At 67.0% G+C, this 25,681-nt stretch carries 20 protein-coding genes; 5 read left to right on the top strand and 15 right to left on the bottom strand.

Annotated elements, in window-relative coordinates:
• Positions 1 to 2: 2 nt before the first annotated feature.
• The 5 genes from AC4ELS_RS20605 to mqo all read right to left on the bottom strand — a co-directional run bounded on the left by AC4ELS_RS20605 (position 3) and on the right by mqo (position 5,993).
• Positions 3 to 1,379, bottom strand: coding sequence for a cobyrinic acid a,c-diamide synthase CobB (locus tag AC4ELS_RS20605; protein WP_448448973.1), 1,377 nt, complete (start codon positions 1,377 to 1,379; stop codon positions 3 to 5).
• An 88-nt stretch (positions 1,380 to 1,467) separates the two neighbouring features.
• Complete coding sequence (gene cobO / locus AC4ELS_RS20610) at positions 1,468 to 2,082, bottom strand: cob(I)yrinic acid a,c-diamide adenosyltransferase (protein WP_448448974.1); 615 nt, start codon at positions 2,080 to 2,082, stop codon at positions 1,468 to 1,470.
• Between the two features lie 34 nt (positions 2,083 to 2,116).
• The gene (locus AC4ELS_RS20615; RefSeq protein ID WP_499049001.1) at positions 2,117 to 4,003 is read right to left on the bottom strand and encodes a magnesium chelatase subunit D family protein; all 1,887 of its coding nucleotides are present in this window, start codon (positions 4,001 to 4,003) and stop codon (positions 2,117 to 2,119) included.
• A 51-nt stretch (positions 4,004 to 4,054) separates the two neighbouring features.
• Positions 4,055 to 4,540 carry a GNAT family N-acetyltransferase gene (locus AC4ELS_RS20620; RefSeq protein ID WP_064886870.1) on the bottom strand — a complete coding sequence of 162 codons (486 nt, stop codon included), beginning with the start codon at positions 4,538 to 4,540 and terminating at the stop codon, positions 4,055 to 4,057.
• Between the two features lie 13 nt (positions 4,541 to 4,553).
• A complete protein-coding gene (gene mqo / locus AC4ELS_RS20625; protein WP_276029272.1) occupies positions 4,554 to 5,993 on the bottom strand; it encodes a malate dehydrogenase (quinone) in 1,440 nt (479 codons plus the stop codon).
• Positions 5,994 to 6,318: 325 nt separating this feature from the next.
• On the opposite strand from mqo, the gene AC4ELS_RS20630 reads away from it, so the two are divergent.
• Positions 6,319 to 7,356, top strand: a complete 1,038-nt coding sequence (locus AC4ELS_RS20630) for an alpha/beta hydrolase (RefSeq protein ID WP_498882950.1) — start codon at positions 6,319 to 6,321, stop codon at positions 7,354 to 7,356.
• Between the two features lie 9 nt (positions 7,357 to 7,365).
• Positions 7,366 to 8,751: a mycothione reductase gene (mtr, locus tag AC4ELS_RS20635; RefSeq protein ID WP_499049003.1), complete on the top strand. Its 1,386-nt coding sequence runs from the start codon at positions 7,366 to 7,368 to the stop codon at positions 8,749 to 8,751.
• Here the strand turns inward: mtr and nicT are convergent.
• The 7 genes from nicT to AC4ELS_RS20670 form a co-directional block, all read right to left on the bottom strand.
• Positions 8,748 to 9,848, bottom strand: coding sequence for a Nickel transporter NicT (gene nicT / locus AC4ELS_RS20640; protein ID WP_499049006.1), 1,101 nt, complete (start codon positions 9,846 to 9,848; stop codon positions 8,748 to 8,750). The two genes, mtr and nicT, sit on opposite strands and share 4 nt — an antisense overlap.
• Before the next feature lie 56 nt (positions 9,849 to 9,904).
• Entirely contained in the window at positions 9,905 to 10,234 is a 330-nt protein-coding gene (locus tag AC4ELS_RS20645) for an ArsR/SmtB family transcription factor (protein WP_064886877.1), read from the bottom strand.
• 9 nt (positions 10,235 to 10,243) lie between these two features.
• Positions 10,244 to 10,975, bottom strand: a complete 732-nt coding sequence (locus AC4ELS_RS20650) for a FadR/GntR family transcriptional regulator (protein ID WP_448448978.1) — start codon at positions 10,973 to 10,975, stop codon at positions 10,244 to 10,246.
• A gap of 17 nt (positions 10,976 to 10,992) precedes the next feature.
• Positions 10,993 to 11,766 (bottom strand): 3-oxoacyl-ACP reductase, encoded by a 774-nt coding sequence (locus tag AC4ELS_RS20655; protein ID WP_499049009.1) that lies wholly within the window; start codon positions 11,764 to 11,766, stop codon positions 10,993 to 10,995.
• The gene (locus AC4ELS_RS20660) at positions 11,767 to 13,131 is read right to left on the bottom strand and encodes an aldehyde dehydrogenase family protein (protein ID WP_499049012.1); all 1,365 of its coding nucleotides are present in this window, start codon (positions 13,129 to 13,131) and stop codon (positions 11,767 to 11,769) included. It abuts the gene before it with no gap.
• Entirely contained in the window at positions 13,128 to 13,835 is a 708-nt protein-coding gene (locus AC4ELS_RS20665; protein WP_499049015.1) for a gamma-glutamyl-gamma-aminobutyrate hydrolase family protein, read from the bottom strand. Before AC4ELS_RS20665 ends, AC4ELS_RS20660 begins: the two co-directional genes overlap by 4 nt.
• A 133-nt stretch (positions 13,836 to 13,968) precedes the next feature.
• Entirely contained in the window at positions 13,969 to 15,336 is a 1,368-nt protein-coding gene (locus AC4ELS_RS20670; RefSeq protein ID WP_499049018.1) for a glutamine synthetase family protein, read from the bottom strand.
• Between the two features lie 189 nt (positions 15,337 to 15,525).
• Here AC4ELS_RS20670 and AC4ELS_RS20675 point away from each other — a divergent pair, with 189 nt between their 5' ends.
• Positions 15,526 to 17,157, top strand: a complete 1,632-nt coding sequence (locus AC4ELS_RS20675; RefSeq protein WP_498882956.1) for an amino acid permease — start codon at positions 15,526 to 15,528, stop codon at positions 17,155 to 17,157.
• On the opposite strand, the gene AC4ELS_RS20680 is transcribed toward AC4ELS_RS20675, so the two are convergent.
• Positions 17,116 to 20,442, bottom strand: a complete 3,327-nt coding sequence (locus tag AC4ELS_RS20680; protein ID WP_498882957.1) for a DEAD/DEAH box helicase — start codon at positions 20,440 to 20,442, stop codon at positions 17,116 to 17,118. The genes AC4ELS_RS20675 and AC4ELS_RS20680 overlap by 42 nt on opposite strands.
• Before the next feature lie 97 nt (positions 20,443 to 20,539).
• Here AC4ELS_RS20680 and AC4ELS_RS20685 point away from each other — a divergent pair, with 97 nt between their 5' ends.
• Positions 20,540 to 22,345, top strand: coding sequence for an N-acetylglutaminylglutamine amidotransferase (locus AC4ELS_RS20685; RefSeq protein ID WP_463790320.1), 1,806 nt, complete (start codon positions 20,540 to 20,542; stop codon positions 22,343 to 22,345).
• The gene (ngg, locus tag AC4ELS_RS20690; RefSeq protein WP_064886891.1) at positions 22,342 to 24,129 is read left to right on the top strand and encodes an N-acetylglutaminylglutamine synthetase; all 1,788 of its coding nucleotides are present in this window, start codon (positions 22,342 to 22,344) and stop codon (positions 24,127 to 24,129) included. Before AC4ELS_RS20685 ends, ngg begins: the two co-directional genes overlap by 4 nt.
• Before the next feature lie 245 nt (positions 24,130 to 24,374).
• On the opposite strand, the gene AC4ELS_RS20695 is transcribed toward ngg, so the two are convergent.
• Complete coding sequence (locus tag AC4ELS_RS20695) at positions 24,375 to 24,938, bottom strand: alpha/beta fold hydrolase (protein ID WP_064886892.1); 564 nt, start codon at positions 24,936 to 24,938, stop codon at positions 24,375 to 24,377.
• A gap of 63 nt (positions 24,939 to 25,001) precedes the next feature.
• The gene (locus tag AC4ELS_RS20700) at positions 25,002 to 25,676 is read right to left on the bottom strand and encodes a hypothetical protein (protein WP_499049021.1); all 675 of its coding nucleotides are present in this window, start codon (positions 25,674 to 25,676) and stop codon (positions 25,002 to 25,004) included.
• Between the last annotated feature and the right edge of the window lie 5 nt (positions 25,677 to 25,681).

Consider the following 25,681-nt stretch of genomic DNA (forward strand, 5'->3'; position numbering starts at 1 on the left):
GCTTAGTGGTTGCTGCCACCCGACCGTTGTGTCGGCACCGCCGACGCCACGAAGCGGGTGATGGCCTCCGGATGTGCCGCGGGGTGGGTGTGGAGATATCCGGCATGCACACCGCGCTGCACGGCACCGTCCCGCCGGCCCGCCTGGCCGGGCCCGGCGAACGCCCAGGCGGGCGATGGTTGTTCGACGAATTCGACGGCAGTCCGGTGGAATTCGTGACCGGTGACCCGATCGCCTGCCGCGTGCATGCTGGAGTCCACGACCGCCACCGCGTCGCGGTAGCCCAGCGTGAGGCGTTCGGTGAACCGCGCCGAACCGGCCAGCACACCGCACATCGGCACCCCGTCGAGATCGTCGACCAGATACGTCAGACCTGCGCACTCGGCATGCACCGGGGCTCCGCTGGCAGCAAGGCGGCGGATCTGCTGGCGGACAACATCGTTGGCCGACAGTTCGGCCGTGAACTGCTCGGGAAACCCGCCGGGCAGCACCAGCGCATCCGCACCGGCGGGCAGCGGTTCGGACAGGGGGTCGAACTCGGCGACCTGCGCCCCGGCCCCCTGCAGCAGCTCGGCATGCTCGGCATAGCTGAAGCTGAAGGCCTTGCCGGCCGCCAGGGCGACCGTGACGTTGGTCACCGACTCGGCGACGGGGCTCCACGGCTCGGCGGTGACGTGCGCGCTAGCTGCGGATGCCAGGGCCCCGAGATCCACGTGCCGGGCCACCAGGGCGGTCATTGCGGCCACCGCGTCACGGGCCTGCCGGCCGTGCTCGACGGCGGTGATGAGACCGAGATGTCTTGATGGGACCGTTAACTCGTCACTCCGCGGAATCGCACCGAGGACCTGCACCCCCGCGTGTTCACAGGCCTGGCGCAGCACCGCCTCGTGCCGGTCGGAACCCACCCGGTTGAGGACCACCCCGGCGATCCGCACCGCCGGGTCGAAGGTGACGAAGCCGTGGATCAGGGCCGCGACGCTGTGACTCTGCCCACGGGCATCGACCACCAGCACCACCGGGGCACCCAGCAGGCCGGCCACCTGGGCCGCCGAACCCCGCGGGATACCGGTCATCTGCCCCTCGATGCGACCGTCGAACAGGCCCATCACGCCTTCGACCACCGCGATGTCGGCGCCGGCGCAGCCGTGCCGGTACAGCGGTCCGATCAGATCCTCACCGACGAGCACCGGATCCAGGTTGCGGCCCGGGCGGCCGGCGGCCAGGGCATGGTAACCGGGATCGATGAAGTCCGGACCCACCTTGAACGGCGCCACCGTGTGACCGGCCTGGCGCAGCGCACCGACCAAACCCGTTGCCACCGTGGTCTTCCCGCTGCCCGAGGCCGGAGCAGCGATCACCACTGCCGGGGTGGTTTTCATTTCTTCCGGCGAGCAGACGCTTGGGTACCTCGCAACGGCCGTTTCCGGGCACCTACGCGTCTGCTCGCGCGAACGAGGGCGACCACGCCTACCATTCGATGCCCTTCTGGCCTTTGCGGCCGGCATCCATCGGATGCTTGATCTTCGTCATCTCCGTCACCAGGTCCGCGGCGTCGATCAGGGCCTGCGGGGCATCGCGGCCCGTGATCACCACATGCTGGCTACCCGGGCGGGCATTCAGCACCTCAACTACTTCGTCTACGGCAACCCAGCCCCATTTGAGCGGATAGGTGAACTCGTCGAGCACATAGAACTGATGACGCTCCTCCGCCAGCCGACGTTTGATCTCGGCCCAACCGTCGGCGGCCGCCGCGGCATGGTCGACATCACTGCCGTGCTTGCGGGTCCAGGACCAGCCCGAGCCCATCTTGTGCCATTCGACCGGCCCGCCGGCCCCGTGCTCGTCGTGCAGCCGACCGAGCTGACCGAACACGGCCTCCTCGCCGACCTTCCACTTCGCGCTCTTGACGAACTGGAACACCGCGACCGAAAAGCCCTGGTTCCAGGCCCGCAGCGCCATGCCGAAGGCCGCGGTGGACTTGCCCTTCCCCGGCCCGGTGTGCACGGCGAGCAGCGGCGCGTTGCGTCGGGCCTTGGTGGTGAGGCCGTCGTCGGGCACCGTCAGCGGCTGTCCCTGTGGCATGGGCGGTCCTTTCTGCGCAGAGTATGAGGCCGCGTCAGGCGGCAGTCTGGTGCTGGACGAGCCGGGTCAGTTCGGCCGCGCGCAACTGCTCGAGCCGGACTGCCGGCGACCCCAGCTGCTCAGCCAGTTGCCCGGCCAATCCCAGTCGCACAAAAGATGTTTCACAATCCACCACCACGGCGGCAGCGCCCTCGGCCACCAGCGCGGCCGCGGCCTGCCGGGTACGGCCCAGCGGATCGGGGCCGCCGGTGGCGCGGCCGTCGGTGAGCACCACCACCAGGCTGCGCCGGGCCCGATCACGGGCCTTCTCCCGGATCACCAGATCGCGGGCCGCCAGCAGCCCCTGGGCCAGCGGAGTCTTGCCCCCGGTATCGAACCGGGCCAGCCGGCGGCCGGCGATGTGCACCGAGGTGGTGGGCGGCAGCAGCACCCGAGCGTCCTGTTGACGGAACGTGATCACCGCGACCTTGTCCCGACGTTGGTAGGCGTCGCGCAGGAGCGACAGCGTCGCGCCGGTGACCGCCGACATCCGGTCGCGGGCGGCCATGGACCCGGAGGCGTCGACGACGAAGATCACCAGATTGCCTTCGCGGCCTTCCCGTACCGCACGCCGGATGTCCTCGGGGCGGGGCCGCGGCAGTCCCGCACCCTGTTGGCGGCCTGCGGTGGCGAGCAAGGTGGCGAACATGTGCAGCCCGTGCCCGCTGCCGGGTTCCGCGGTGGCCGCGATGGGGGTGCCGGTGCGGTTGCGGGCCCTCGAACGGCGGCCGGGCGCGCCCTCGCCGACTCCGGGCACCACCAGCGCCTTGGTCCGGAACACCGCCGACGGCGGGGCGCTCGGGCGGTTCGCCGATGTTTTCGAGTTGCGTGGCGTCGAATTCCCCTGTGCCGGCTGCCCGTCCGCGCCGGAGTCGACGCCTCCGCCGGGCGGATCGAAGTCTGGATCGAAATCGGGGTCAGGCTCGGCGTCATTGCCCGACTGGGCGGCCGACTCCCCCGCCTGCTGCATGGCCTCTTCGAGACGTTCGGGGTCCAGGCCCGGGTCGTCGAACGGATCACGCCGGCGCCGGTGCGGCAACGCCAGTTCGGCGGCCACTCGGATGTCCTCTTCGGCGACCATGGTGGCACCGCGCCAGGCAGCGTGAGCGACGGCGGTGCGTGCCACCACCAGATCGGCACGCATCCCGTCGACGTCGAATGCCGCGCACAGCGCCGCGATGCGCCGCAATTCGGTGTCGGGCAGTTCGACCGAGCCGATCGCCGCGCGGGCGGCGGCGATCCGGTCGGCCAGCTCCGCATCGGCGCCCGCGTGGCGCTCGACGAAGGCCCGCGGGTCGGCTTCGAACGCCATGCGGGCGCGGATCACCTCGACGCGGACGTCGACATCGCGTGAGGCGGCGACGTCGACGGTCAGACCGAACCGGTCCAGCAGCTGCGGGCGCAGCTCCCCCTCTTCGGGGTTCATGGTGCCGATCAGGACGAACCGGGACTCGTGCGAGTGCGAAATCCCTTCGCGTTCAACGTGAACCCGTCCCATGGCGGCGGCATCGAGCAGCACGTCGACCAGGTGGTCGTGCAGCAGGTTGACCTCGTCGACGTAGAGGACGCCACCGTGGGCGCGGGCCAGCAGGCCCGGCGAGAACGCGTGCTCGCCGTCGCGGAGCACCTTCTGCAGATCCAGCGATCCGACCACCCGGTCCTCGGTGGCGCCGATCGGCAATTCCACCAGGCGCGCGTCGTCGTCGACCGCGGACAGCACCGCAGCCAGGCCGCGGACCGCGGTGGATTTCGCCGTCCCCTTCTCACCGCGGATCAGCACGCCGCCGATCTCGGGATGAACCGCGCACAGCAGCAGGGCCAGGCGCAGCCGGTCCTGCCCCACCAGTGCGCTGAACGGGTAGGTGTGGGTCTCGGCCGTCATCAGGAGGACTCGCTCTCGGTCATGTCGGCTCCTCGCGCAAGCGCTCGTCGGTCATGTCGGCTCCTCGCGCAAGCGCTCGTCGGTCCGGAACCCGGCCCGCACCATCGGCACGTGCGGGATTCCGTCATCAAGGAATTCGTCGCCGTCACGGACGAATCCGTGCCGGCCGTACATGTCGATCAGGTAGGTCTGGGCATTGATGTGGCACGGGTAGTCGCCGACTTCGGCCAGCGCGGCCTGCATGAGCCGGGTCGTGTGGCCGCTACCCCGGGCACTGCGTTTGGTGCACACCCGGCCGATCCGGAATGCCTTCTCGCCGCCGGGATGCTCCTCCATCAACCGCAGCGTCGAAATGACTTCTCCGTCCGGGCTTTCCAGCCAGAAGTGGCGGGTCTCGGCGAGCAGATCCCGGCCGTCGAGCTCAGGGTAGGGCGTGGCCTGCTCCACCACGAACACCTCGACACGGAGCTTGAGCAGCTCGTAAAGTGTTGGTACGTCTAGGTCTTTGGCCCAACTGCGGCGTAGTGCGACCGTCATCCGCCCGCCCCGGTCACGCAGTCACAGGGACGTCCAGCTGCAGCGCCTTGGTGCCCCACGCCCACACTTCCTCGAACAGGCCGGGTTCGGTGGACAGCTTGGTACCGAGGGAAGGCACCATCTCCTTGAGCTTCGGCAACCAGCTCTGGTACCGATCGGTGAAGCAGCGCTCCAGCACGTCGAGCATGGCCGGCACGGCGGTGGACGCGCCCGGCGAGGCGCCGAGCAGGCCGGCGATGCTGCCGTCGGCGGCGGTCAGCACGGTGGTGCCGAACTCCAGCACACCACCCGCACCCTTGCGCCGGATGACCTGCACGCGCTGTCCGGCGATGTCGAGCTCCCAATCGGAATCGACTGCGCTGGGCGCGAATTCGCGCAAGGTGTCGACCCGTGCGGCCTCACTCAGCAGCAGCTGGCCGACCAGGTAGTTGACCAGCCCCATCTCGGTGAGCCCGACGCCGAGCATCGACATGATGTTGTTGGGCTTGACCGACAACGGCAGGTCGGTGAACTTGCCCTGCTTGAGGAACTTCGGCGTCCAACCGGCGAACGGACCGAACAGCAGCCACGACTTGCCGTTGATCACGCGGGTGTCCAGGTGCGGCACCGACATCGGCGGGGCGCCCAGGGGCGGCAGCCCGTACACCTTTGCCTGGTGGCCTGCGGTCAGCGCCTGGTTGTTGGTCCGCAGGAACGCGCCGCCGACCGGGAATCCGCCGAAGCCCTTGGCCTCGGGGATGCCGGACTTCTGCAGCAGCGGTAGCGCGCCACCACCGGCGCCGACGAACACGAACTTCGCATTGAACTTGCGCTTGAGACCGGTGCGCCGGTTGGTCACCTTGAGCGTCCAGGTCCCGTCCGATTCCTTGCGCAGGTTGCGGACCTCATGGCCGAACAGGGTGTCCATCCCACGCTGCGCGGTGAAGCCGATGAGCTGGCGCGAGAGTGCGCCGAAGTCGACGTCGGTGCCGTGCTGCGACCAGTTCAGCCCGACCGGATCGGAGAAATCGCGCTTGGCGGCCATGAACGGCAGCCGGCGCGCGAACTCGTCCTTGTCGTCGATGAATTCCATCGACGCGAACAGCGGGTTACCGACGAGGGCCTGATGCCGGCGCTTGAGGTAGTCGACGTTGCCTGCGCCGTGCACGAAACTGACGTGCGGGATCGGGTTGAGGAAGCCGCGCACGTCGGGCAGCACGCCGTTCTCGGCCGCGTAGGCCCAGAACTGCCGCGACACCTGGAACTGCTCGTTGACGTTGATGGCCTTGGTGGTGTCGATTGAGCCATCGGACAGCTCGGGCGTGTAGTTCAGCTCACACAGCGCCGAGTGCCCGGTACCTGCGTTGTTCCACGGATCGCTGCTCTCGGCGGCAGCGCCGTCGAGCCGCTCGATCATGGTGATGGACCAGTCCGGCTCCAGCAGACGGATCAGAGCGCCGAGGGTTGCGCTCATGATGCCGGCCCCAACCAGCACGACGTCTGTCTTCACGGTCGTACCCACGTTTGCCTCAGACACCCTGATCGCTCGTCCTTTGTTGTTGCGCGGCCCGTCGACATGGACGGCTTTTGTTATGCCCAGGTTATCGCGCGACGAATCCCAGTTGGCCAGGCATGGTAGTGCGATCCGTCACCCGTCAGGCCTTCTCAACCCGACATCGGCCGCCGGGCACCCCTGGATCTGGCGGGTGGCCCGGCAACTCTGCAGGTCCCCGGTCCGGCAAACGGACTCTCCGCCGTCGTTACGACACCCGTTTCCGGCGCGCGGCTAGGGTGGAACCGTGACGTCACGGGAGCCCTCTTGGGAGCCGGATGTATTGCCGGGGTTCTGGCAACAGACCATCGATGCAGGACCTGATCCCGATGGCGAAGGCGACCTGGTCGCCACGCTGGTTCGCCGCGGCCCGGCCGCCACGGCGAGCGGGTCCGCCCGCCCCGGCCACGCGGTGCTGGCACTGCACGGCTACACCGACTACTTCTTCCACACCGAACTGGCGGATCGATTCGCCGAGCGCGGCTTCGCGTTCTACGCGCTGGATCTCCCCAAGTGCGGACGCTCCCGACACGAGGGGCAGACCGCGCATTTCACCACCGATCTGGCGCGGTACGACGACGAGCTTCAGCGCGCGCTGGAGGTGATCGCGGCCGACACCGACAACGCCACGGTGTGCCTGTACGGGCATTCGGCGGGAGGGCTGATCCTCACGTTGTTCGCCGATCGTCTGCGTCGCAGCCGCCGGCTCGCTCCGTTGCACGTCGGCGGACTGATCCTGAACAGCCCGTTCTTCGACCTGCACGGCCCGGCGATCCTGCGCACCGCACCCACATCGGCCGCGCTGATCGCCCTGGCCCGGCTGCGCAAGCTGTCGGTGATCCGCAGACCCACCGAAGGTGGGTACGGCACAACACTTCACCGCGACTACGGCGGCGATTTCGACTACAACCTCGACTGGAAACCGTTGGGAGGCTTCCCTGTCACCCTCGGGTGGATCAATGCGATCCGCCGCGGACAGGCCCGCTTACACCGCGGCCTGGACGTCGGCGTACCGAACCTGATCCTGCGTTCGGACCGGAGTGTCACCGAAACTTCCGATCCGTCCGCGATGCAGCGCGGCGATGCGGTACTCGATGTTCGCCAGATCGCACGGTGGTCGGGTTGCGTGGGTAACCACACCACAGTCGCACCGATCACCGACGCCAAGCACGACGTGTTCCTGTCGATGGCCGACGCCCGCACGGCGGCCTACGGTGAGCTCGACCGCTGGCTGGACTACTACCTGAGCCTGCAAACGCGGCCGAGCACAACATCTTCCGGATAGGGAGCGCACATGGAGCATTACGATCTGACGATCATCGGTACCGGCTCGGGCAACAGCATTCTCGACGAGCGCTATGCCGGCAAGAAGGTCGCGATCTGCGAGCAGGGCACGTTCGGCGGCACCTGCCTGAACGTCGGCTGCATCCCCACCAAGATGTTCGTCTACGCCGCTGACGTCGCGGACACGATCAAGGACAGCGCCAAGTACGGCATCGATTCCCACATCGACAAGGTGCGCTGGCCCGACGTCGTCGCGCGGGTGTTCGGCCGGATCGACCCGATCGCCGCCGGCGGCGAGGACTATCGCCGCAACGACCCCCACATCACGGTGTACGGCAGCCACACCCGCTTCGGGCCCAAGACCGCCGATGGCCGCTACACGCTGCGCACCGAGGCCGGTGACGAATTCAGCAGCGACCAGGTGGTCATCGCGGCCGGGTCCCGCGCCTACGTCCCGCCGGCCATCATGGACTGCGGCGTCACGTACTACACCAGCGACGACATCATGCGTATCCCCGAGCTGCCCGAACACCTGGTGATCGTCGGCGGCGGATTCGTCGCCGCCGAGTTCGCCCATGTGTTCTCGGCGCTGGGCGTGCGGGTCACCATCGTGGTGCGTGGCGACTGCCTTCTCAGCCATTGCGACGAGACGATCTGCCGGGAATTCAGCGCGCTGGCCGCGGAGAAGTGGGACTTCCGGACCCACGAGAACGTGGTCGGTTCTCATCAGGACGGCGACAAGATCGTCCTCGAACTCGACGACGGCAAGACGCTGCCCGCCGACATGCTGCTGGTGGCCACCGGACGCGTCCCCAACGGGGACCTGCTCGATGCCGACCTCGCCGGGGTCGAGGTCGACGAGGACGGCCTGGTGATCGTGGACGAATACCAACGCACAACGGCGCGTGGCATTTTCGCACTCGGTGACGTGTCCTCGGACTATCAGCTCAAACACGTGGCCAACCATGAGTCCCGGGTGGTCAGGGAGAACCTGCTGCGCGAGTGGGATGACACCGGCGCGATGGTGCGCAGCGACCACCGATTCGTACCGTCCGCGGTATTCACCGACCCACAGATCGCCACGGTCGGATTGACCGAGGAGCAGGCCCGCGACGAGGGCTACGACTATGTCACCAAGATCCAGGGCTACGGCGACACCGCGTACGGCTGGGCGATGGAGGACACCACCGGCATTGCCAAGCTGATCGGCGACCGTGCCACCGGCAAGCTACTGGGCGCCCACATCATGGGCTATCAGGCGTCCTCGATCATCCAGCCGCTGATCCAGGCGATGAGCTTCGGGCAGACCGCCGAAGAGGTGGCCCGGGGCCAGTACTGGATTCACCCGGCGCTGCCCGAGGTGATCGAGAACGCCTTGCTGGGCCTGATCGATTAGGCCCGTGCAGCCCAGCGCTGCTCGATCCGGCCGAACCGCCAGATTCCGAGGGCGACAAGCCAGCTCAGTACGAACAACCCGACGATCGCGAACCCGACGAACTCCAGATCGGCCGAACCGATGAATGCCAGCGGACCCGTGGTGATGCCCAGGCGCTCGACCAGGAGACCGGCCAGAACGATGACGCCGACCACCAGTGCCACGATGACCGACAGCACGGTGACAGTCAGGTTGTAATAGACCTTGCGGACCGGCTGCAGGAACGCCCAGCCGTAGGCCCGCGCCATGAAGATTCCGTCCAGGCTGTCGAACAGGCTCATCCCTGCCGCGAAGAGCACCGGAAGCACGAGAATGGCGTACCAGGGCAAGGTGAATGCGGCCGCACCCGCCGCCAGCACCAGAAGCGCCACCTGGGTGGCGGTGTCGAAGCCAAGGCCCATCAGGAAGCCGACCGGGTACAGGTGCCACGGCTTGCTCACCCGTCGCATGACCCGGCCGAGCAGGCGGGCCAGGAAGCCTCGGTGGTGAAGTTGACGTTCGAGCTCGGCTTCGTCGAACTGTCCGCTACGCATGGCGCGGAAGATCTTGGCGATACCGACCACGGCGAACAGATTCGTCAGGCCGATCAGAATGAGGAATGTCCCGGCCACCACCGACCCGATCAGTCCCAGGGTCTGCAACATCGGCGATTCTTCGTTCTGCACCGGTCCGGCCAGCGCATGAACTCCGAACGCCAACAACAGGGCCAGCCCGAACACCACGCTGGAATGCCCCAGCGAGAACCAGAATCCTGCGGAAAGTGACCGCGTGCCCTCACCGACGAGTTTTCGGGTGGTGTTGTCGATGACGGCGATGTGGTCGGCGTCGAACGCGTGGCGCACGCCCAGCAGATAGGCGGTGATTCCGATTCCGACCCCGAACACGCCGGCCGATCCCAGCGTGATGTGTTGCGGGGCAACCCCGAAAACCAGCACGCCCCAACCGAATACATGTAGCAACAACACCACCGCGCCGACCATCGCAATCGAAATCCAGTCCGGGCGGTCGAATGGCTGCGGCTTCGTCGTCGTCACCTCGGGAGCCGCGCCAATGGTCATTCGGCGAGCCTAGGACGGCACTGGATATCTGTCCAGGTGAACAGATGAGCACGGTTTCAGCCGTGCCGGGCCCCGATCCAGTGCAGTAGGTCGTGCACGGTCTCGTCCTCGAGCCGGTAGTTCACCGTCCGGCCGGCCCGGGTGGAGGTGACCCAGCCCTGGTCCCGGAGCACACGCAACGCCTGGGAGACGGCGTTTTCCGAGCGGCCGAGAGCGGTGGCCAGGTCACTGACACAGATGCCCGGCGCGCGGTGCAGGCCGAGCAGGATCTCCAGCCGGTGCGGGTCGGACAGCAGGTCGAAGCGCTGCGCCCACCCTGGGGTGTCGACGTCGGCCAAGGCCGACGACGCGCGTTCGACCTGGACCTGTTTACCGTGCCGGTCCACGGTACGAATCTAGTCCAGGAAGCCGTGCAGCAAGGCCGCCGATCCCCCGACGTGGGCCAGCATGGCCGCGGCGGCCCGCTCGCTGTCACCAGCCAGGATCGCCATCACGATCGCTTCGTGCTGTTCGTCGGAATGGGCGATGTTGCGCAGCAGCAGCGGGATCTGATCCAGCAGCGCATTGAGCCGCATGCGGTTCTCGGCGACCAGCGGTACCAGTGACGGCGAACCCGCGGCCTCCGCGATGGCCAAGTGCAGCCGCGAATCCAGGCGGCGGTAATCGTCGGGCTCGGCCGCGCGGACGTCTTCCAGCCGCGACCACAGGCCCTCCCGCTCGGCCGCACTCAACGTCCGTCCGGCCGCCATCCGCGCCGCCCCGACCTCCAGGATCTCGCGCAGCCGCAACGCATCGTCGATCTCCGCGCGGGTCGGACTCGGACCGTCGGCGGTGTGCCTGGGCAACTCAGCGGCGAGGAAGGTGCCGCCGTACCTACCCCGCTTGGACACCAGATAACCGGCATCGGCGAGCGATTTGATCGCCTCCCGGACGGTGTCGCGACTGACCCCGAGCCGCGCGGCAAGCTCACGCTCTGGCGGAAGCGACTCCCCCGGACCCAACACGCCCAGTCGGATCGTCTCCAGCAGCCGACCCACGGTGTCCTCGAAGGCATTGCCCAGCCGGACCGGACGCAGCAGGGCACCGGCCGTTTCCGCGGCGGGCTGGGGATCCGGTTCGGCTGTCATGGCGAGCTACCAGGGTGTCACAGGGGCGTCACGTACGCGGAGCTGATGCCACCGTCGACGAGGAATGTCGAACCGGTGATGAACGACGCGTCGTCACTGGCCAGGAACGCCACCGCGGCGGCCAGCTCCTCGGGTTCGGCGAACCGGCCCAGCGGGATGTGTACCAGCCGGCGCGCGGCACGCTCGGGATCCTTGGCGAACAACTCCTGTAGTAGCGGGGTGTTGACCGGCCCGGGGCACAGTGCGTTGACCCGGATTCCCTGCCTCGCATACTGCACGCCGAGTTCGCGCGACATCGCCAGCACGCCGCCCTTGGACGCGGTGTAGGAGATCTGGGAGGTGGCCGAGCCCATCACCGCCACGAACGATGCGGTGTTGATGATCGAGCCCTTGCCCGCGGGCACCATGTGGCGCAGCGCCGCCCGGCACGACAAGTAGACCGATTTCAGGTTGATGTCCTGCACCCGTTGCCAGGCCGGCAGGTCGGTGGTCTCGATCAGGTCATCTTCGGGTGGCGAGATCCCGGCGTTGTTGAACGCGATGTCGACCGATCCGAATGTCGCCGCCGCAGTATCGAAGAGGTTGTCGACGGCATCCTGATCGGACACGTCGACCGGGACGAACAACCCGTCGAGTTCTTCGGCGGCGGCCTCTCCGGTGGCAGGGTCGATGTCGCCCACCACGATCGTGGCCCCCTCGGCGCGCAATCGCCGGCCGGTGGCCAGGCCGATGCCGCTGGCGCCCCCGGTGATCACGGCGATCTTGCCGGCCAGACGTTGGGTCAGATCCATCTACAGCTCCTCTACTGCGAAAAAGACGTTCTTGGTCTCGGTGAAAGACAACGGTGCGTCAGGCCCCAACTCGCGCCCGAGTCCGGACTGTTTGAAGCCACCGAACGGCGTGTTGTAGCGCACCGAGGAATGCGAATTGACACTGAGATTGCCCGATTCCACCGCCCGCGACACCCGCATCGCTCGCGAGAGGTTGTCGGTCCAGATCGAGCCCGACAAACCGTAAGGCGTGTCGTTGGCCAGTGCGATGGCGTCGGCCTCGTCCTCGAACGGCAGCACGGTCACCACGGGGCCGAAGATCTCCTCGGTCACGGTCCGGTCCGTACGCTGCGGCGTCAACACCGTCGGCGGGAACCAGAACCCGGGCCCCTCAGGGGCAGACGCCCGGAATGCGACCGGCGCGCCGTCGGGCACGTAGGAGGCCACCGACTCCCAGTGCGGACGGGACACCAACGGCCCCATCTCGGTGTCACGCACCGTGGGGTCCCCCACGATGACGCCCTTGACGGCCGGCTCCAGCAGCTCCATGAACCGGTCGTAGACATTGCGCTGCACCAGGATCCGGCTGCGCGCACAGCAGTCCTGTCCAGCGTTGTCGAATACGCCGTATGGCGCGGTGGCTGCCGCCTTCTCCAGATCGCAGTCGTCGAAAACGATGTTCGCGCTCTTGCCACCCAATTCCAGGGTCACCCGTTTGACCTGGGCCGCCGCTCCGGCCATCACCCGCATCCCCACCTCGGTGGATCCGGTGAACACGACCTTGCGGACGCCTGGATGGGTGACGAACCGTTCTCCCACCACCGAGCCCTTGCCCGGCAGCACCTGAAAGAGCCCCTCCGGCAAGCCCGATGCGATGGCGAGCTCACCGAGCCGGATCGTGGTCAGCGGGGTCCACTCGGCGGGCTTGAGCACGACGGCGTTGCCGGCGGCGAGCGCCGGGGCGAAGCCCCACGCGGCGATGGTCATCGGGAAGTTCCACGGTGTGATCACGCCGACCACGCCGAGCGGCTCGTTGAACGTGACGTCCAGACCGCCGGCCACCGGGATCTGCTTGCCGCTCAATCTTTCCGGAGTCGCCGAGTAGAACTGCAGGACATCGCGGACGTGCCCGGCCTCCCATTCGGCCTGCGCGATCGGATGCCCGGAATTGGCAACCTCGAGGGCGGCCAGCTCATCAATGTGTGCGTCGACGACACCGGCGAAGGCTCGCAAGCCTGCCGCCCGCTCGGCCGGAGCCAGCCGGCACCATTTCCGCTGCGCCGCGGCGGCACGCGCCACTGCGTCGTCGACAGCGGCCACGTCGAGGAGGTCGACGGTGGTCAACAGCTCCTCGGTCGCCGGATTGATGACCTGACTGGATGTCATGAGATCCTTTCTGTTGCATAGGTTCCGGCCGCATCGACCAGGGCGGCGAACAGTCTCAAGTCATCGAGAGTCTCCTCCGGATGCCATTGCACGCCGACCACGAAGGCCTCGCCGGGTAGCTCAACCGCCTCGATGACCCCGTCGGCATCCCGGGCGCTGACCACCAGGCCCTCGCCCAGTAGATCGATGGCCTGATGGTGATAGCACTGCGCATCGGAGGAATCGCCGATCAGAGCCGCCAGTCGGGTGTTCGGCACGGTGCGTACCGTCGAGGTGCCGAACACCGCATTGCCCTTCTGGTGATGCGTGCTCCCGATGACGTCGGGTAGATGCTGGTGCAACGTGCCGCCCAGCGCCGCGTTGAGAACCTGCGCCCCGCGGCACACACCGAGCACCGGAATGCCGTGTTGCAGAGCACTTTCCAGCAGAGCGAACTCCCACGCGTCACGCCCGCTGTCTGGTTCGTTGGTGGCCGGGTGCGGCTGTTGGCCGTAGCGGGCCGGATCGACATCCGGGCCGCCGGTGATCACCAGGCCGTCGAGGCGGTCGAGCACCCGGTCGGCGATGTCGCGGTCCACCGCTTGCGGCGGCAGCAGAAGAGCGGTCCCACCGGCCCGGGTGATGCCTTCGAAGTAGACCTGCGGCAAGAAGCTGGCCCGTACATCCCAAATACCCGTCTGCGCCTGCTGCAGATAGGTCGTCATGCCGATGACCGGGTGGACCTCAGTCTCCCGGCGAGCAGACGTGAAGGTACCCGATATCGGCCCCTTTACGGGACCCACGCTGGGGGCCCCTCCCGCTTGCGGGGGCCTGCTCGCGCTGGATGTCGAGCCCATCTCAGAGCCGTTCAAAGCCGCGGACCCTTTCCCAGTCGGTCACTGTGGAATTGAACGCAGCCAACTCGACGCGCGCGTTGTTGAGGTAGTGCTCGACGACGTCGTCCCCGAACGCCGCGCGTGCCACCTCGGACTTTGCGAACAGCTCAGCCGCCTCGGCCAGGGTGGTGGGCAGCCGTTGCGCCTCACTGGCATAGGCGTTGCCCGGCAGCGGGTCGGGTAGTTCCAGCTCGTGATCGATGCCATACAGCCCGCCGGCGAGAAGCGCCGACACCGCAAGGTACTGGTTGACGTCGCCTCCGGGTGTCCGGCATTCCACCCGCATACCAGGCCCGTGACCGACCACCCGCAACGCGCAGGTGCGGTTGTCCATACCCCAGGCAATGGCGGTGGGCGCGAAGCTGCCGTCGGCAAACCTCTTGTAGGAATTGATGTTCGGAGCGTAGAACAGCGTCATCTCACGCAGCGTGGCCAGTTGACCCGCGATGAAGCTGCGGAACATCGACGACATTCCCCGCGGATCGGACTCGTCGGCGAACACAGGAGACCCGTCATCCCCGCGTAGCGAGACGTGGATGTGACAGCTGTTGCCCTCGCGCTCATCGAATTTCGCCATGAACGTCAAGCTCTTGCCGTGCTGGTCGGCGATCTCCTTGGCACCGTTCTTGTAGATGGTGTGGTTGTCGCAGGTGTTGCGGGCGTGGTCGTAGCGGAACGCGATCTCCTGCTGACCCAGGTTGCACTCTCCCTTGACACCCTCGCAGTACAACCCGGCGCCCTCCATGCCGAGGCGGATGTCGCGCAGCAGCGGTTCCATCCGGGTGGACGCCATCATGGCGTAGTCGACGTTGTAGTCGCTGGCCGGCGTCAGGCCCCGGTAGCCCGCCGCCCACGCCTCGCGGAAAGTGTTGTCGAACACCATGAATTCGAGCTCGGTCCCGACGTACGGCACGAGTTCGCGCTCGACCAGGCGGTCGATCTGCCGGTTGAGGATGCTGCGGGGCGCCTGTTCGACAGGACGACCGTCGAGCCACGACAGGTCAGCCATGACCAGCGCGGTGCCGGGCAGCCATGGGATCAAGCGCAAGGTGCTGAAGTCGGCTGTCATCACCATGTCGCCGTAGCCGGTTTCCCAACTCGACATCGAGTATCCGCCGACGGTGTTCATGTCGACGTCGACCGCAAGCAGGTAGTTGCAGCACTCCGCGCCGTGGGCGGCGACCTCTTCGACGAACAACCGGCCCGAAACCCGCTTGCCCGTCAGCCGGCCCTGCATATCGCAGAAGGCGACGATCACGGTGTCGATCTCACCCGCCGCCACCATTTGCTCCAGGTCGGCTCGTGCCAGCATGCCGGGGTTCTGGCTCATTGCGCACCCTCCTGCCCGTGTGGGACTTGCCGACCAACCTGACGTCCAGCCGACCATTGTCTCGCCGATGACGTGACGATCGTGCACCGAATTAGCACGATTGTCACGTCAAAAGGTAGGACAGCAGACCAATAAAGTTCTATGGTCCGTTTGGCAGACCGCCCACCGCCCGGCACACGAGGAGCCGCCATGCCCGAGGGGCACGAAGAACTCACCGAACAACTCACGGACGACGAACAACATCTCGCCAAACTCGGTTACGTCCAGGAACTGCAGCGGTCCTGGTCAGGATTCTCCAACTTCGCCATCTCGTTCTCGATCATCTCGATCCTCGCCGGTTGCTTCACGTCGTTCGGATTGGGCTGGAACAACGGCGGCCCTGCCGCCATCGCCTGGGGTTGGCCGATCGTCTCGGTCTTCATCCTGATCATCGGATTCTGTCTGGCCGAACTGGTCTCCGCCTATCCCACCTCAGGTGGAATCTATTGGTGGGCTTCCAAACTCGGCGGGCCCAGGGCCGGCTTCTACACCGGCTGGCTCAACCTGATCGGCCTGATCGCAATTCTGGCGTCGGTGTCCTACGGCAGCGCGACATTCCTGGACCTCACCCTGGGCACGTTCAGCGAATCCTGGCTGGCCGGCTACAGCCTGACCCGGGTGTTCATCATGTTCCTGATCATCCTGGCGGTCTCGGCCCTGATCAACATCTTCTCGTCGCACCTGCTGGCCGTCATCAACAATGTCTCGGTGTGGTGGCACGTCGCCGGAGCCACTGCAGTGATCGCGATCCTGTGGCTACTCCCGGACCAACATGCAAGTGTCTCCGATGTTTTCGCCAAGACCATCAACAATTCCGGGATCTTCTCCGGCTCGACGTCCGGTTGGGGCTTCCTGCTGTTCGTCCTGCCCATCTCGGCGATCCTCACGCAGTACACGATCACCGGCTATGACGCGTCGGCGCACCTGTCCGAAGAGACCAAGAGCGCGGCCAATGCCGCCGCGAAGGGCATCTGGCAGTCGATCTTCTATTCGGCGATCGGTGGCTGGATCCTGTTGCTGTCGTTCCTGTTCGCCGTGCAGAACTCCGACGAGGTATCGGCCAACGGTGGCGCGGTGGCGACCATCTTCACCCAGGCACTGGGATCCAAGTGGGCCGGCGTCGTACTGCTGATCGCCACTGCGGGACAGCTGTTCTGCACCACGGCCTGCCAGACCAGCGCCTCGCGCATGCTGTTCGCCTTCAGCCGGGACCGCGCGGTCCCCGGGCACCAATGGTGGTCGAAGGTCAGTGCCAGCCGCGTGCCCGCCAACGCCGTCATCATCACCGCGGTGGTCGCGGCCATCATCACCTTGCCCGCCATCGTGCCGGTGAAGATTCCGGTCAACGGTGTGGACGTCCCGTCCCCGGTCGCGTTCTACGCGGTCGTCTCGATCGGTGTGGTTGGCCTGTACCTGTGCTTCGCGGTGCCGATCTATTACCGGTGGAAGGCCGGCGACTCCTTCGAGCAGGGCAAGTGGAATGTCGGAAACAGGTACAAGTGGATGGCACCGGTGGCGATCGTCGAGATCATCGTCACCGCGATCATCGCGATGTTCCCGACCTCGCTCGGTGGCATGCCGTGGGACCCGAGCTTCGAGTGGAAGTTCGTGAACTACACCCCGCTGCTGGTGGGCAGCGTGCTGATACTGCTGTTCATCTACTGGCACGCCTCGGTGAAGCACTGGTTCACCGGTCCGATCAAACAGGTGGACACCGCCAGCACACCCGTCTCCGGTCGATCAGCCGAGCAACTCGCGGATATCGGAGGCTGTGATGGCTGAGCCGAACAGGTCGCCGTCGTCGACCACCGCGGCGAACAGGGCCCGCTTGCGGTCCTGCAGCGCAACCACTTTCTCCTCGATGGTGTTCTCCGCCACCAGACGGTAGACGCTGACCGGCCGGGCCTGCCCGATGCGGTGGGCCCGGTCGACGGCCTGTGCCTCGGCGGCCGGGCTCCACCACGGGTCGCACAGAAAGCAGTAGTCGGCGGCGGTGAGGTTGAGCCCGAATCCGCCCGCCTTCAGGCTGATCAGGAACACCTGCTTGGTACCGGCACCGAATTCCTCGATGGCCCTGGCCCTTCCGTCGGAGTCGACGGAACCGTCGAGGTAGCTGTAGGCGATCCCCGCAGAATCCAGATGCGACCTGACGATGCCGAGGAACCCGGTGAACTGGCTGAACACCAGCGCACTGTGCCCCTCTGCCACCAGTTGATCGAGCTGTTCAACCAGGAAGTCGATCTTGGCCGAACCCACCGAGCGCGCGGAGTCGTCGACCAGCCCCGGGTGCAGGCTGAGCTGGCGCAGCAGCGTCAGCGACCGGAAGATCTGGAACCGGTTCTTCTCCCAGTCCCCCAGCAGTCCCAACACTTTCTGGCGTTCCCGCGCCAGCCGCGTGTCATAGATCTTGCGGTGCTTGGCGCTCAGACCGATGGTCAGCACCTGCTCACTCTTCGGTGGCAACTCGGTGAGCACCTGGCCTTTGGTGCGGCGCAACAGCACCGGCTTGATCCGCCGGCGCAGCACCGGAAGCAGGTCGTCGGCCTGACCCGATTCGATCGGCTTACGGAAATACGTCTCGAACACCTTCGGTGACGGGAACAAACCGGGCACGGTGATCGACAGCAGCGACCACAACTCCATCAGATTGTTCTCCATCGGTGTGCCGGTGATCGCCACCTTGAACGGCACGTCGAGCAGCCGGGCGGCCTGATGGGTCTTGCTGTGGTGATTCTTGACGAACTGGGCCTCGTCGAGAACCATTCCGGCCCACTGGATTTGCGAATAGGCGGCGACGTCCATCCGCAGCAGCGTGTAGGAGGTGACGACGATGTCGGCCGCGGCCACCTGTTCGGCCAAACCCACCGCCGAGCGGGCGGTGGTGGAGGTCAGTACCACCGCACTCAGGTCAGGGGTGAACTTGCGGCACTCGGCCACCCAGTTGCGGGCCACGCTCGTCGGCGCCACCACCAGGAACTTGCCGGCGCCCCCGGCCACCGCCCGCGCGATGAGCGCCAAGGTCTGCACGGTCTTGCCCAGGCCCATGTCGTCGGCGAGCACTCCGCCGATCCCGTTGTCCCACAGGAATGAAAGCCAGTCCAGCCCGTCCCGCTGGTAGTCGCGCAGGTCGGCGTCGAGGCCAACCGGCGGTGCGATCGGCGCCGGCGGACGCGCGGCGGCCAAGCGCGCCAGATTCGCCCGCCACCGGGCGAGCTGCTCGTCGACAACGCCGAGCTCCAGCAGTTCGTCCCACAATGTGACGTTGAGCGATGCGGCGTTGACCCGGTCCCCGTCGATCTCACCGAGCGCACGCGCCTCGTCGAGCAAGGCCCTCAGCCGGACCAGCTCCGGCGTGTCGAGCCGGAAGTAGATACCCGACGGCAGCAACATGTGCGTTGCGCCAGTGGCCAATTCGCGGATGACCTCGGGCAGGGCCACCGTCTCGCCGTCCACAGATACCGTGACGTTCAGGTTGAACCAGTCACCCGGAGCGGAGATGTCCCCGGAGAACGACAGCACCGGGTCGGCGCCGGCAGCTCGGTACCGGCCATCGGCATCGACGATCAGATCCGCGTAGCAGTCCAGCTGCGGCAGGGTCTGGTCACACAACACGGCAGCCTCCACTGCGGTGAGGTTGACCCCGCCCAGCAGAGTGCGCCGGGACGCGACCGCGACCGCGTCCACAGCGCTCACGGCATTGACGATGGCCCGTAACTCGTGGACGGCCTCGGCGTCGAGCGTCGTGGAGATCCGGCGGTTGACATGCTGGGAGGCTTGACGTTTCCAGTCCTGCGCGGCCGCCGCGACCACCTGCAACGCCGGCAGTACCCGCTGCCACAGCTCCTCCTCCGCGGCCGGGTCGCGATATCCGATCAGCCCGGCCGAAGACAACGGGTCGAAGTCGTGATGCTGATCGTTGACCTCGTACCGGGTGCTCCAGAAGACCCGTGCGCCGCCGTCGACGACTTTGACAGTCAGCGCGGGCTTCGGTCCGGTAATGGCCGGTGGGACGAAGAGCCCGTCGGCGACCTCCATGTCCACGCTGCTCGCCAGGCGGGGCAGGATGTCGACCGCGAGTTCACGCGCCATGTCGGCCGGGATGTGCACCTGCTCGTGATGGCCCAGCATTTCGGCCATGGTGCGTGCGGGTACCGGATCGAAGGCACCGAGCCGTAGCACCGAGTCGACCACCTGAAACATCCCGTGCGGAGCCGGCATCCCGATCAGCCCGACGCCGTCGGGGTCGCGTTCCTGTCCGTCGATGATCAGGGACACCGACATCACCGCACCGCCACCGCCCTCGGCGGCGAAGTCCAACCGGAGGTGGACGTTCTTGGCCAACTCGACCGCACGAATGCCCGTTGCGGAGTCGGCCACGATGGTCACGCCCGCGGCGAGCACCTCGTCGAGCCGTGGCCACAAGGTCGCGGGCATGCCGTTGAGCATCATTCCCTCACCGCTGTGCGGCGAGGAGTACCGCACCATCTCCGACACCAGTGCCCGCACCGCCCGGTACTGCTCACGATCGAACTCGCCGGGATCGGGATAGTCCGCGAGGCGGCCCCAGGTCAACGCCCGGGTGATCCAGGTGCCCCGTTTGCCCAGAGTCAGCGGACGCAGCATCAGCAGCGTCCCCGGGCGGTAGCGCGTGGGTGCACCGATGGAGAATTCCAGCGCGATCGGTTTGCCGCCCCCTTCCGGGGCGGCGACCTCGTCGAGCACCTTGTCGAGGACGTAGCGCCAACGCTCCACCGGCTCATGTGCCGCATCAGCCGGGGAGGCCGCCAGCACCAGGGCGACGGCATGTTTGCAGAACGACCCCACGGGGCATGAACACAATGCCCACTCGACGACAGCCCGACTTCCCGGCGACAGTCCGACCTCAAGGACATACAGCTGACCATGCGAACCCACGCACCGCCCGCGCAGCAGACGCTCTTCGGCATCGAACTCGATGTCGCGGACCCGGCCCTCGACGGCATAACGTTCACCGCGCACGGTCGACTGCGCTCCGAAATCGCGAATCAGCTCGTCACGGGCTATCCCGAAGCCGAATCCAGGCCTCATGCGAGGAGAATAGGGCCACTGTCCGACATGTCCTGGTCACACCCCCGACACACCGCGGGTGGCGCACCGACGCCAGATCCTGTGTAGGGTCGAACTGATGTGTGGAGCCGCCGGGGAGGTGCGTCTCGATGGCCGGACACCGGATATTTCAGCGGTGTCGGCCATGGCAGACGCGATGGCACCCAGGGGTCCGGACGCGGCCGGTGTTTGGTCGCAAGGCCGGGTCGCACTGGGTCACCGCCGCCTGAAAATCATTGACCTGACCGAAGCGGGCGCCCAGCCCATGGTCGATCCCGAACTGGGATTGACCGTTTGCTGGAACGGCTGCATCTACAACTACCAGGAGCTGCGCCGGGAACTGTCCGGGCACGGCTACCGCTTCTTCTCGCACAGCGACACCGAGGTGTTGCTCAAGGCCTATCACCACTGGGGCGACCGGTTCGTCGAGCACCTGATGGGGATGTTCGCGTTCGCGATCGTCGAGCGGGACACCGGCCGGGTGCTGCTGGGCCGGGACCGGCTTGGCATCAAGCCGCTCTACATCACCGAGGACAACCATCGGATCCGGTTCGCCTCGTCCCTGCCCGCGCTGCTGGCCGGCGGCGGGGTCGACACCCGGATCGACCCGATCGCGCTGCACCACTACCTCACGTTCCATTCGGTGGTGCCGCCCCCGTTGACCATCCTGCAGGGCATCAAGAAGGTGCCGCCCGCTTCCGTCGTCGCAATCGAACCCGACGGCAGCAGGCACACCACGGTCTACTGGTCGCCGGACTTCAGCCGGCACGCCGACCGGGCCGACTGGTCGGAAAAGGATTGGGAGGACGCGGTACTGGAGTCACTGCGGCGCGCTGTCGAGCGACGTCTGGTGGCCGACGTGCCCGTCGGGTGCCTGCTGTCCGGCGGCGTCGACTCTTCCCTGATCGTCGGCCTGCTCGCCGAGGCCGGCCAACACGGTCTGTCCACCTTCTCGATCGGCTTCGAGTCCGTGGGCGGCGTGGCCGGTGACGAGTTCAAGTACTCCGACATCATCGCCGAGCATTTCGAAACCGATCATCACCAGATCCGGATCGACACCGCCCGCATGCTGCCCGCCCTCGACGGAGCGATCGGCGCGATGAGCGAACCGATGGTCAGCCATGACTGCGTAGCCTTCTACCTGCTCAGCCAGGAAGTAGCCAAGCACGTCAAAGTGGTGCAGTCCGGACAGGGCGCCGACGAGGTCTTCGCCGGATACCACTGGTACCCGCCGATGGCCGAACCGGGCGCGGCCAGCCTGGACGGTTCGGTGGCCAGCTACCGCGGCGCGTTCTTCGACCGGGACAGCACCGGAGTGGCCGCACTGATCAGCGACGGATACCGGGCCGACGGCGACCCAAGCGGGGTCTTCGTGACCGATCACTTCGCTGCGGCGGGTGCCGAGACCGGTGTGGACCGGGCGTTGCGGCTCGATACCACCGTGATGCTGGTCGACGATCCGGTCAAGCGCGTGGACAACATGACCATGGCGTGGGGCCTGGAAGGCCGCGTGCCGTTCCTCGACCACGAGCTCGTCGAGTTGGCCGCCACCTGCCCACCAGGCCTGAAGACCGCGTACGGCGGCAAGGGTGTGCTCAAACAGGCTGCGCGCCGGGTGATTCCGGCAGCGGTGATCGATCGACCCAAGGGATATTTCCCGGTCCCGGCGCTGACCCACCTCGAGGGGCCGTACCTGGACATGGTCCGCGATGCGCTCTATGCGCCGGAGGCCAAGGAGCGCGGCCTGTTCCGTCCCGAGGCCGTCGACCGGCTGTTGGCCGACCCGAACGGCAGGCTGACTCCTCTGCGTGGCAACGAGTTATGGCAGATCGCGCTGCTCGAGTTGTGGCTGCAGCGCCACGGTGTGACGGGAGCCGCGGCATGACCGCCACCGACCATGACGCGTCGGCCCCGGCAATGGAGCCCGACCACACCGAGGCGATCACGCTCGGCCTGCACGATGCCTCACCGCAGCACCTCGTCGACGCCATGGCCGACGATGTGGTACTCGAATTAGGCTGGGGTCGACTGATTTTCGGGCAGACGTTCGCCGACCCCGAGACTCTGGCCGAGGTGCTGCAGCGGGAAGGCCCGGGCCGCCGCGACATCTGCATCTACGCCCGCGAATCGCACGTGCTGATCGCCCGCTCCCCTGCGGAACTGTTCATCGACCCGAGCCACACCTACCGGTTGCGGTTCACCGACGAACTCACCGCCGCCCAGCCCGTCGGGTTCACCGTGCGTACCTTGCAGACGCCGAACGACGCCGACGCGATGAACCGGGTGTACGTGCGGTGCGGGATGGTCCCCGCACCCGTCGACGTCATCTGGCACAACCACACCCTCACCCCTGCCGTGGTCTATCTGGTCGCGGTGCGCGACGACGACGGCACTGTAGTGGGCACCGTCACCGGCGTCGACCACAAGCGGTTGTTCGCCGACCCCGAGGACGGGTCGAGCCTGTGGAGCCTGGCTGTGGATCCGGCGGCCGGACTCCCCGGCGTCGGCGATGCGCTCACCAGGACCCTGGCCGGGATCTTCCGCGAACGGGGCCGGGCCTACCTGGATCTCTCTGTGGCCCACGACAACTCCGCCGCGATCGCGCTCTACGAGAAACTGGGCTTCCACCGGGTCCCGGTGCTGGCCGTCAAGCGTAAGAACGCGATCAACGAGCCGTTGTTCACCCATCCTCCGGAGACCGTCGACGATCTGAATCCCTATGCCCGCATCATCGCCGACGAAGCCATGCGTCGGGGCATCCGCGTCGAGGTGCTCGATGCGGGCGCCGGAGAGATGCGGCTGTCGCACGGCGGTCGCAGCGTCATCACCCGGGAGTCGCTCTCGGAGTTCACTTCTGCGGTGGCCATGGCCCGATGCGACGACAAGCGCCAGACCCGACGCATCGTCTCAGACGCCGGTATCACGGTGCCGAAGGGCCGCCTGGCCACTTTCGACGCCGAAGATCACGAGTTCCTGGCCGAGGTCGGCGATGTGGTGGTCAAACCCACCCGCGGCGAGCAGGGCAAGGGGATCACCGTCGGGGTCGATGGCGGCGACGAGCTGGACGCGGCGCTGCACCGGGCCCGCGAGCAATATCCGGAGGTGCTGATCGAGCAGCGCGCCGCCGGCGACGATCTTCGCCTGGTCGTGATCGACGGCAAGGTGGTGGCCGCCGCGATTCGCCGGCCCGCCGAGATCGTCGGCACCGGCAAGCACACCATCGGCGAGCTGATCGAGACGCAGTCGCGGCGCCGCGCCGCCGCCACCGGTGGGGAATCGCGCATCCCGATCGACGACGTCACCAAGGGCACGGTCGCCGAGGCCGGATGGTCGTTCGACGATGTGCTGCCCGAGGGCGAGCGGCTGCGGGTGCGACGGACCGCGAACCTGCACCAGGGCGGGACGATCCACGACGTCACCGCAGAGGTGAACCCGGAACTGTGCCGGGTCGCAGTGGCAGCGGCCGAGGCGCTCGGCATACCGGTGACGGGAATCGACCTGCTGGTGCCCGATGTGACGGGCCGTGAGTACGTCTTCATCGAAGCCAACGAACGCCCAGGCCTGGCCAATCATGAGCCGCAGCCCACGGCCGCGGCGTTTGTGGATTTCCTGTTCCCGCAGCAGCCGGGGTTGCCGCAAGCCTGGAAGCCTTCGGAGGCGGCTGACTGAGCGCCCGCGCGAAGGCAGGCCGCCGACCCGACAACACAGTTGCGGCTGACTGAGCGCCCGCGCGAAGGCAGGCCGCCGGATTTGCCGTTACGTCGTCACTCCAGCGTGACACTCGGCGGCCAAAGCCACTCCAGCGTGACAAACCACGAGCACGGCGCAGCCCAACACCGCCGGCTGTCACTCCAGCGTGACACTCGAGGTCGACCGCCACTCCAGCGTGACAATCAAGAGCAGGCCGCGACCCGTCACCAACTGCTGGTGCGCAGCACGATCTCGGCCGCCAGTTGCGCGGTCGAATCACCGGCACTGCGCCGGCCCGGCATCTCCACCAAGCGGAAGTCACCGTAGACGTAGCGCTGGCTGGCCTTGGCCACTGCGCGGGCAGCAGGGGTGCTGACCAGCACGGTGGTATTCATCTCCACCGGGGGGCATTCGTCGTCGCGGATCACACCGGTGGCGTCGGCGACACGTGGGTGGCCGCGGTCCACCACCACCAGGCCGATGAACTTGTCCAGCCGGGTGGCGGCCAGCTCCCAGGCAAGTTCTCCCCCGAGTCGGTCGCCCACCAGCAACGCCCATTTGATGTTGAGCGAATCGAGAATGCCGACCACGGACTTGGCGGTCAAGCGTGGATCGGGACCGATGATCACCGTGCGCAGTGACGCGGTGTGCAACCGTCGGCAGATCGGCTCATAAGCGGCTGGACCGTGATGGCCCGCGCTCAGCACCACCACGGTGGAACCCTGCTCAGGTCCCGAGACGTCGACGGGCGTGGTGAATCCGTCGATCGTCGCGACGGTGGTAAGCATTCGGACAAACTACCGTCCAGTAGCGACGTGCGGGCCGGAATCAATATTGTCCTGACGTCGGCGTCAGCGTGCATCCAGGCGGTGGGCCTGGATGCCGAAAACGTCCAGAAATGTCTGCGGCAATGCACCTTTGGCGACGATAGAAGGATTCTGGGCCGGGAACGCGATGCCGAGAACCGCCCAGTTGCCGACGTTCTCGAAGGCGAAGAAGATGCTCTGTTCCTCACCGCCCAGCCGCATGGTCTGTTGATAGGCCAACGCCGACGCACGCGGCGCAGCGACCTTGGTTGTGGTCATCGGGATGCCCTTGTCCGCCGGATCGAAGTAGGTGGAGAACTGTGCGCACCGTTCTGCGGTGGCGGCCAGCCGGTCGAGCGGCAGCGGCGAGGTCATCACCGTCAGCACCATGCGCGCGCCGTCGTAGGCGGCGATGATCTGCGCGGCACTGCCCGGGCCCCGCTCGGCGGTTTCGGCGATCACCCGGGTCAGGCCGTCACTGCATCCGGCCGGGTTGGACAGCATCGGTGGCGATCCACCGGATCCGCCAGGACCGCCGCCGTCGTCGATCACGCGATCGAACTGCACACCGGGCGGGAAGTCGGCGGGCGTCAGCAACACTTTCTCGAGCGTGGCCCCAGGCCAGGTGGCAGATCCGGCGACCACGGTCGAGCAACCGGACACCGTCATCACGGCGACCAGCCCCACCAAAGCTGCCACCCACCGATGGCACCGGATCATCTGCC

The organism is Mycobacterium shunyiense (genome assembly GCF_058270035.1).

Coding starts and splice junctions, on each gene's coding strand:
- mqo (WP_276029272.1), bottom strand. CDS start 5,993: ATGAGCGCAACCCTCGGCGCTCTGATCCGTCTGCTGGAGCCGGACTGG.
- cobO (WP_448448974.1), bottom strand. CDS start 2,082: ATGCCACAGGGACAGCCGCTGACGGTGCCCGACGACGGCCTCACCACC.
- AC4ELS_RS20620 (WP_064886870.1), bottom strand. CDS start 4,540: ATGACGGTCGCACTACGCCGCAGTTGGGCCAAAGACCTAGACGTACCA.
- AC4ELS_RS20670 (WP_499049018.1), bottom strand. CDS start 15,336: ATGAGCCAGAACCCCGGCATGCTGGCACGAGCCGACCTGGAGCAAATG.
- AC4ELS_RS20695 (WP_064886892.1), bottom strand. CDS start 24,938: ATGCTTACCACCGTCGCGACGATCGACGGATTCACCACGCCCGTCGAC.
- AC4ELS_RS20655 (WP_499049009.1), bottom strand. CDS start 11,766: ATGGATCTGACCCAACGTCTGGCCGGCAAGATCGCCGTGATCACCGGG.
- AC4ELS_RS20605 (WP_448448973.1), bottom strand. CDS start 1,379: ATGAAAACCACCCCGGCAGTGGTGATCGCTGCTCCGGCCTCGGGCAGC.
- AC4ELS_RS20650 (WP_448448978.1), bottom strand. CDS start 10,975: ATGACAGCCGAACCGGATCCCCAGCCCGCCGCGGAAACGGCCGGTGCC.
- AC4ELS_RS20615 (WP_499049001.1), bottom strand. CDS start 4,003: ATGACGGCCGAGACCCACACCTACCCGTTCAGCGCACTGGTGGGGCAG.
- AC4ELS_RS20660 (WP_499049012.1), bottom strand. CDS start 13,131: ATGACATCCAGTCAGGTCATCAATCCGGCGACCGAGGAGCTGTTGACC.
- AC4ELS_RS20685 (WP_463790320.1), top strand. CDS start 20,540: ATGTGTGGAGCCGCCGGGGAGGTGCGTCTCGATGGCCGGACACCGGAT.
- AC4ELS_RS20675 (WP_498882956.1), top strand. CDS start 15,526: ATGCCCGAGGGGCACGAAGAACTCACCGAACAACTCACGGACGACGAA.
- nicT (WP_499049006.1), bottom strand. CDS start 9,848: ATGACCATTGGCGCGGCTCCCGAGGTGACGACGACGAAGCCGCAGCCA.
- ngg (WP_064886891.1), top strand. CDS start 22,342: ATGACCGCCACCGACCATGACGCGTCGGCCCCGGCAATGGAGCCCGAC.
- AC4ELS_RS20665 (WP_499049015.1), bottom strand. CDS start 13,835: ATGACGACCTATCTGCAGCAGGCGCAGACGGGTATTTGGGATGTACGG.
- AC4ELS_RS20700 (WP_499049021.1), bottom strand. CDS start 25,676: ATGATCCGGTGCCATCGGTGGGTGGCAGCTTTGGTGGGGCTGGTCGCC.
- AC4ELS_RS20680 (WP_498882957.1), bottom strand. CDS start 20,442: ATGAGGCCTGGATTCGGCTTCGGGATAGCCCGTGACGAGCTGATTCGC.
- mtr (WP_499049003.1), top strand. CDS start 7,366: ATGGAGCATTACGATCTGACGATCATCGGTACCGGCTCGGGCAACAGC.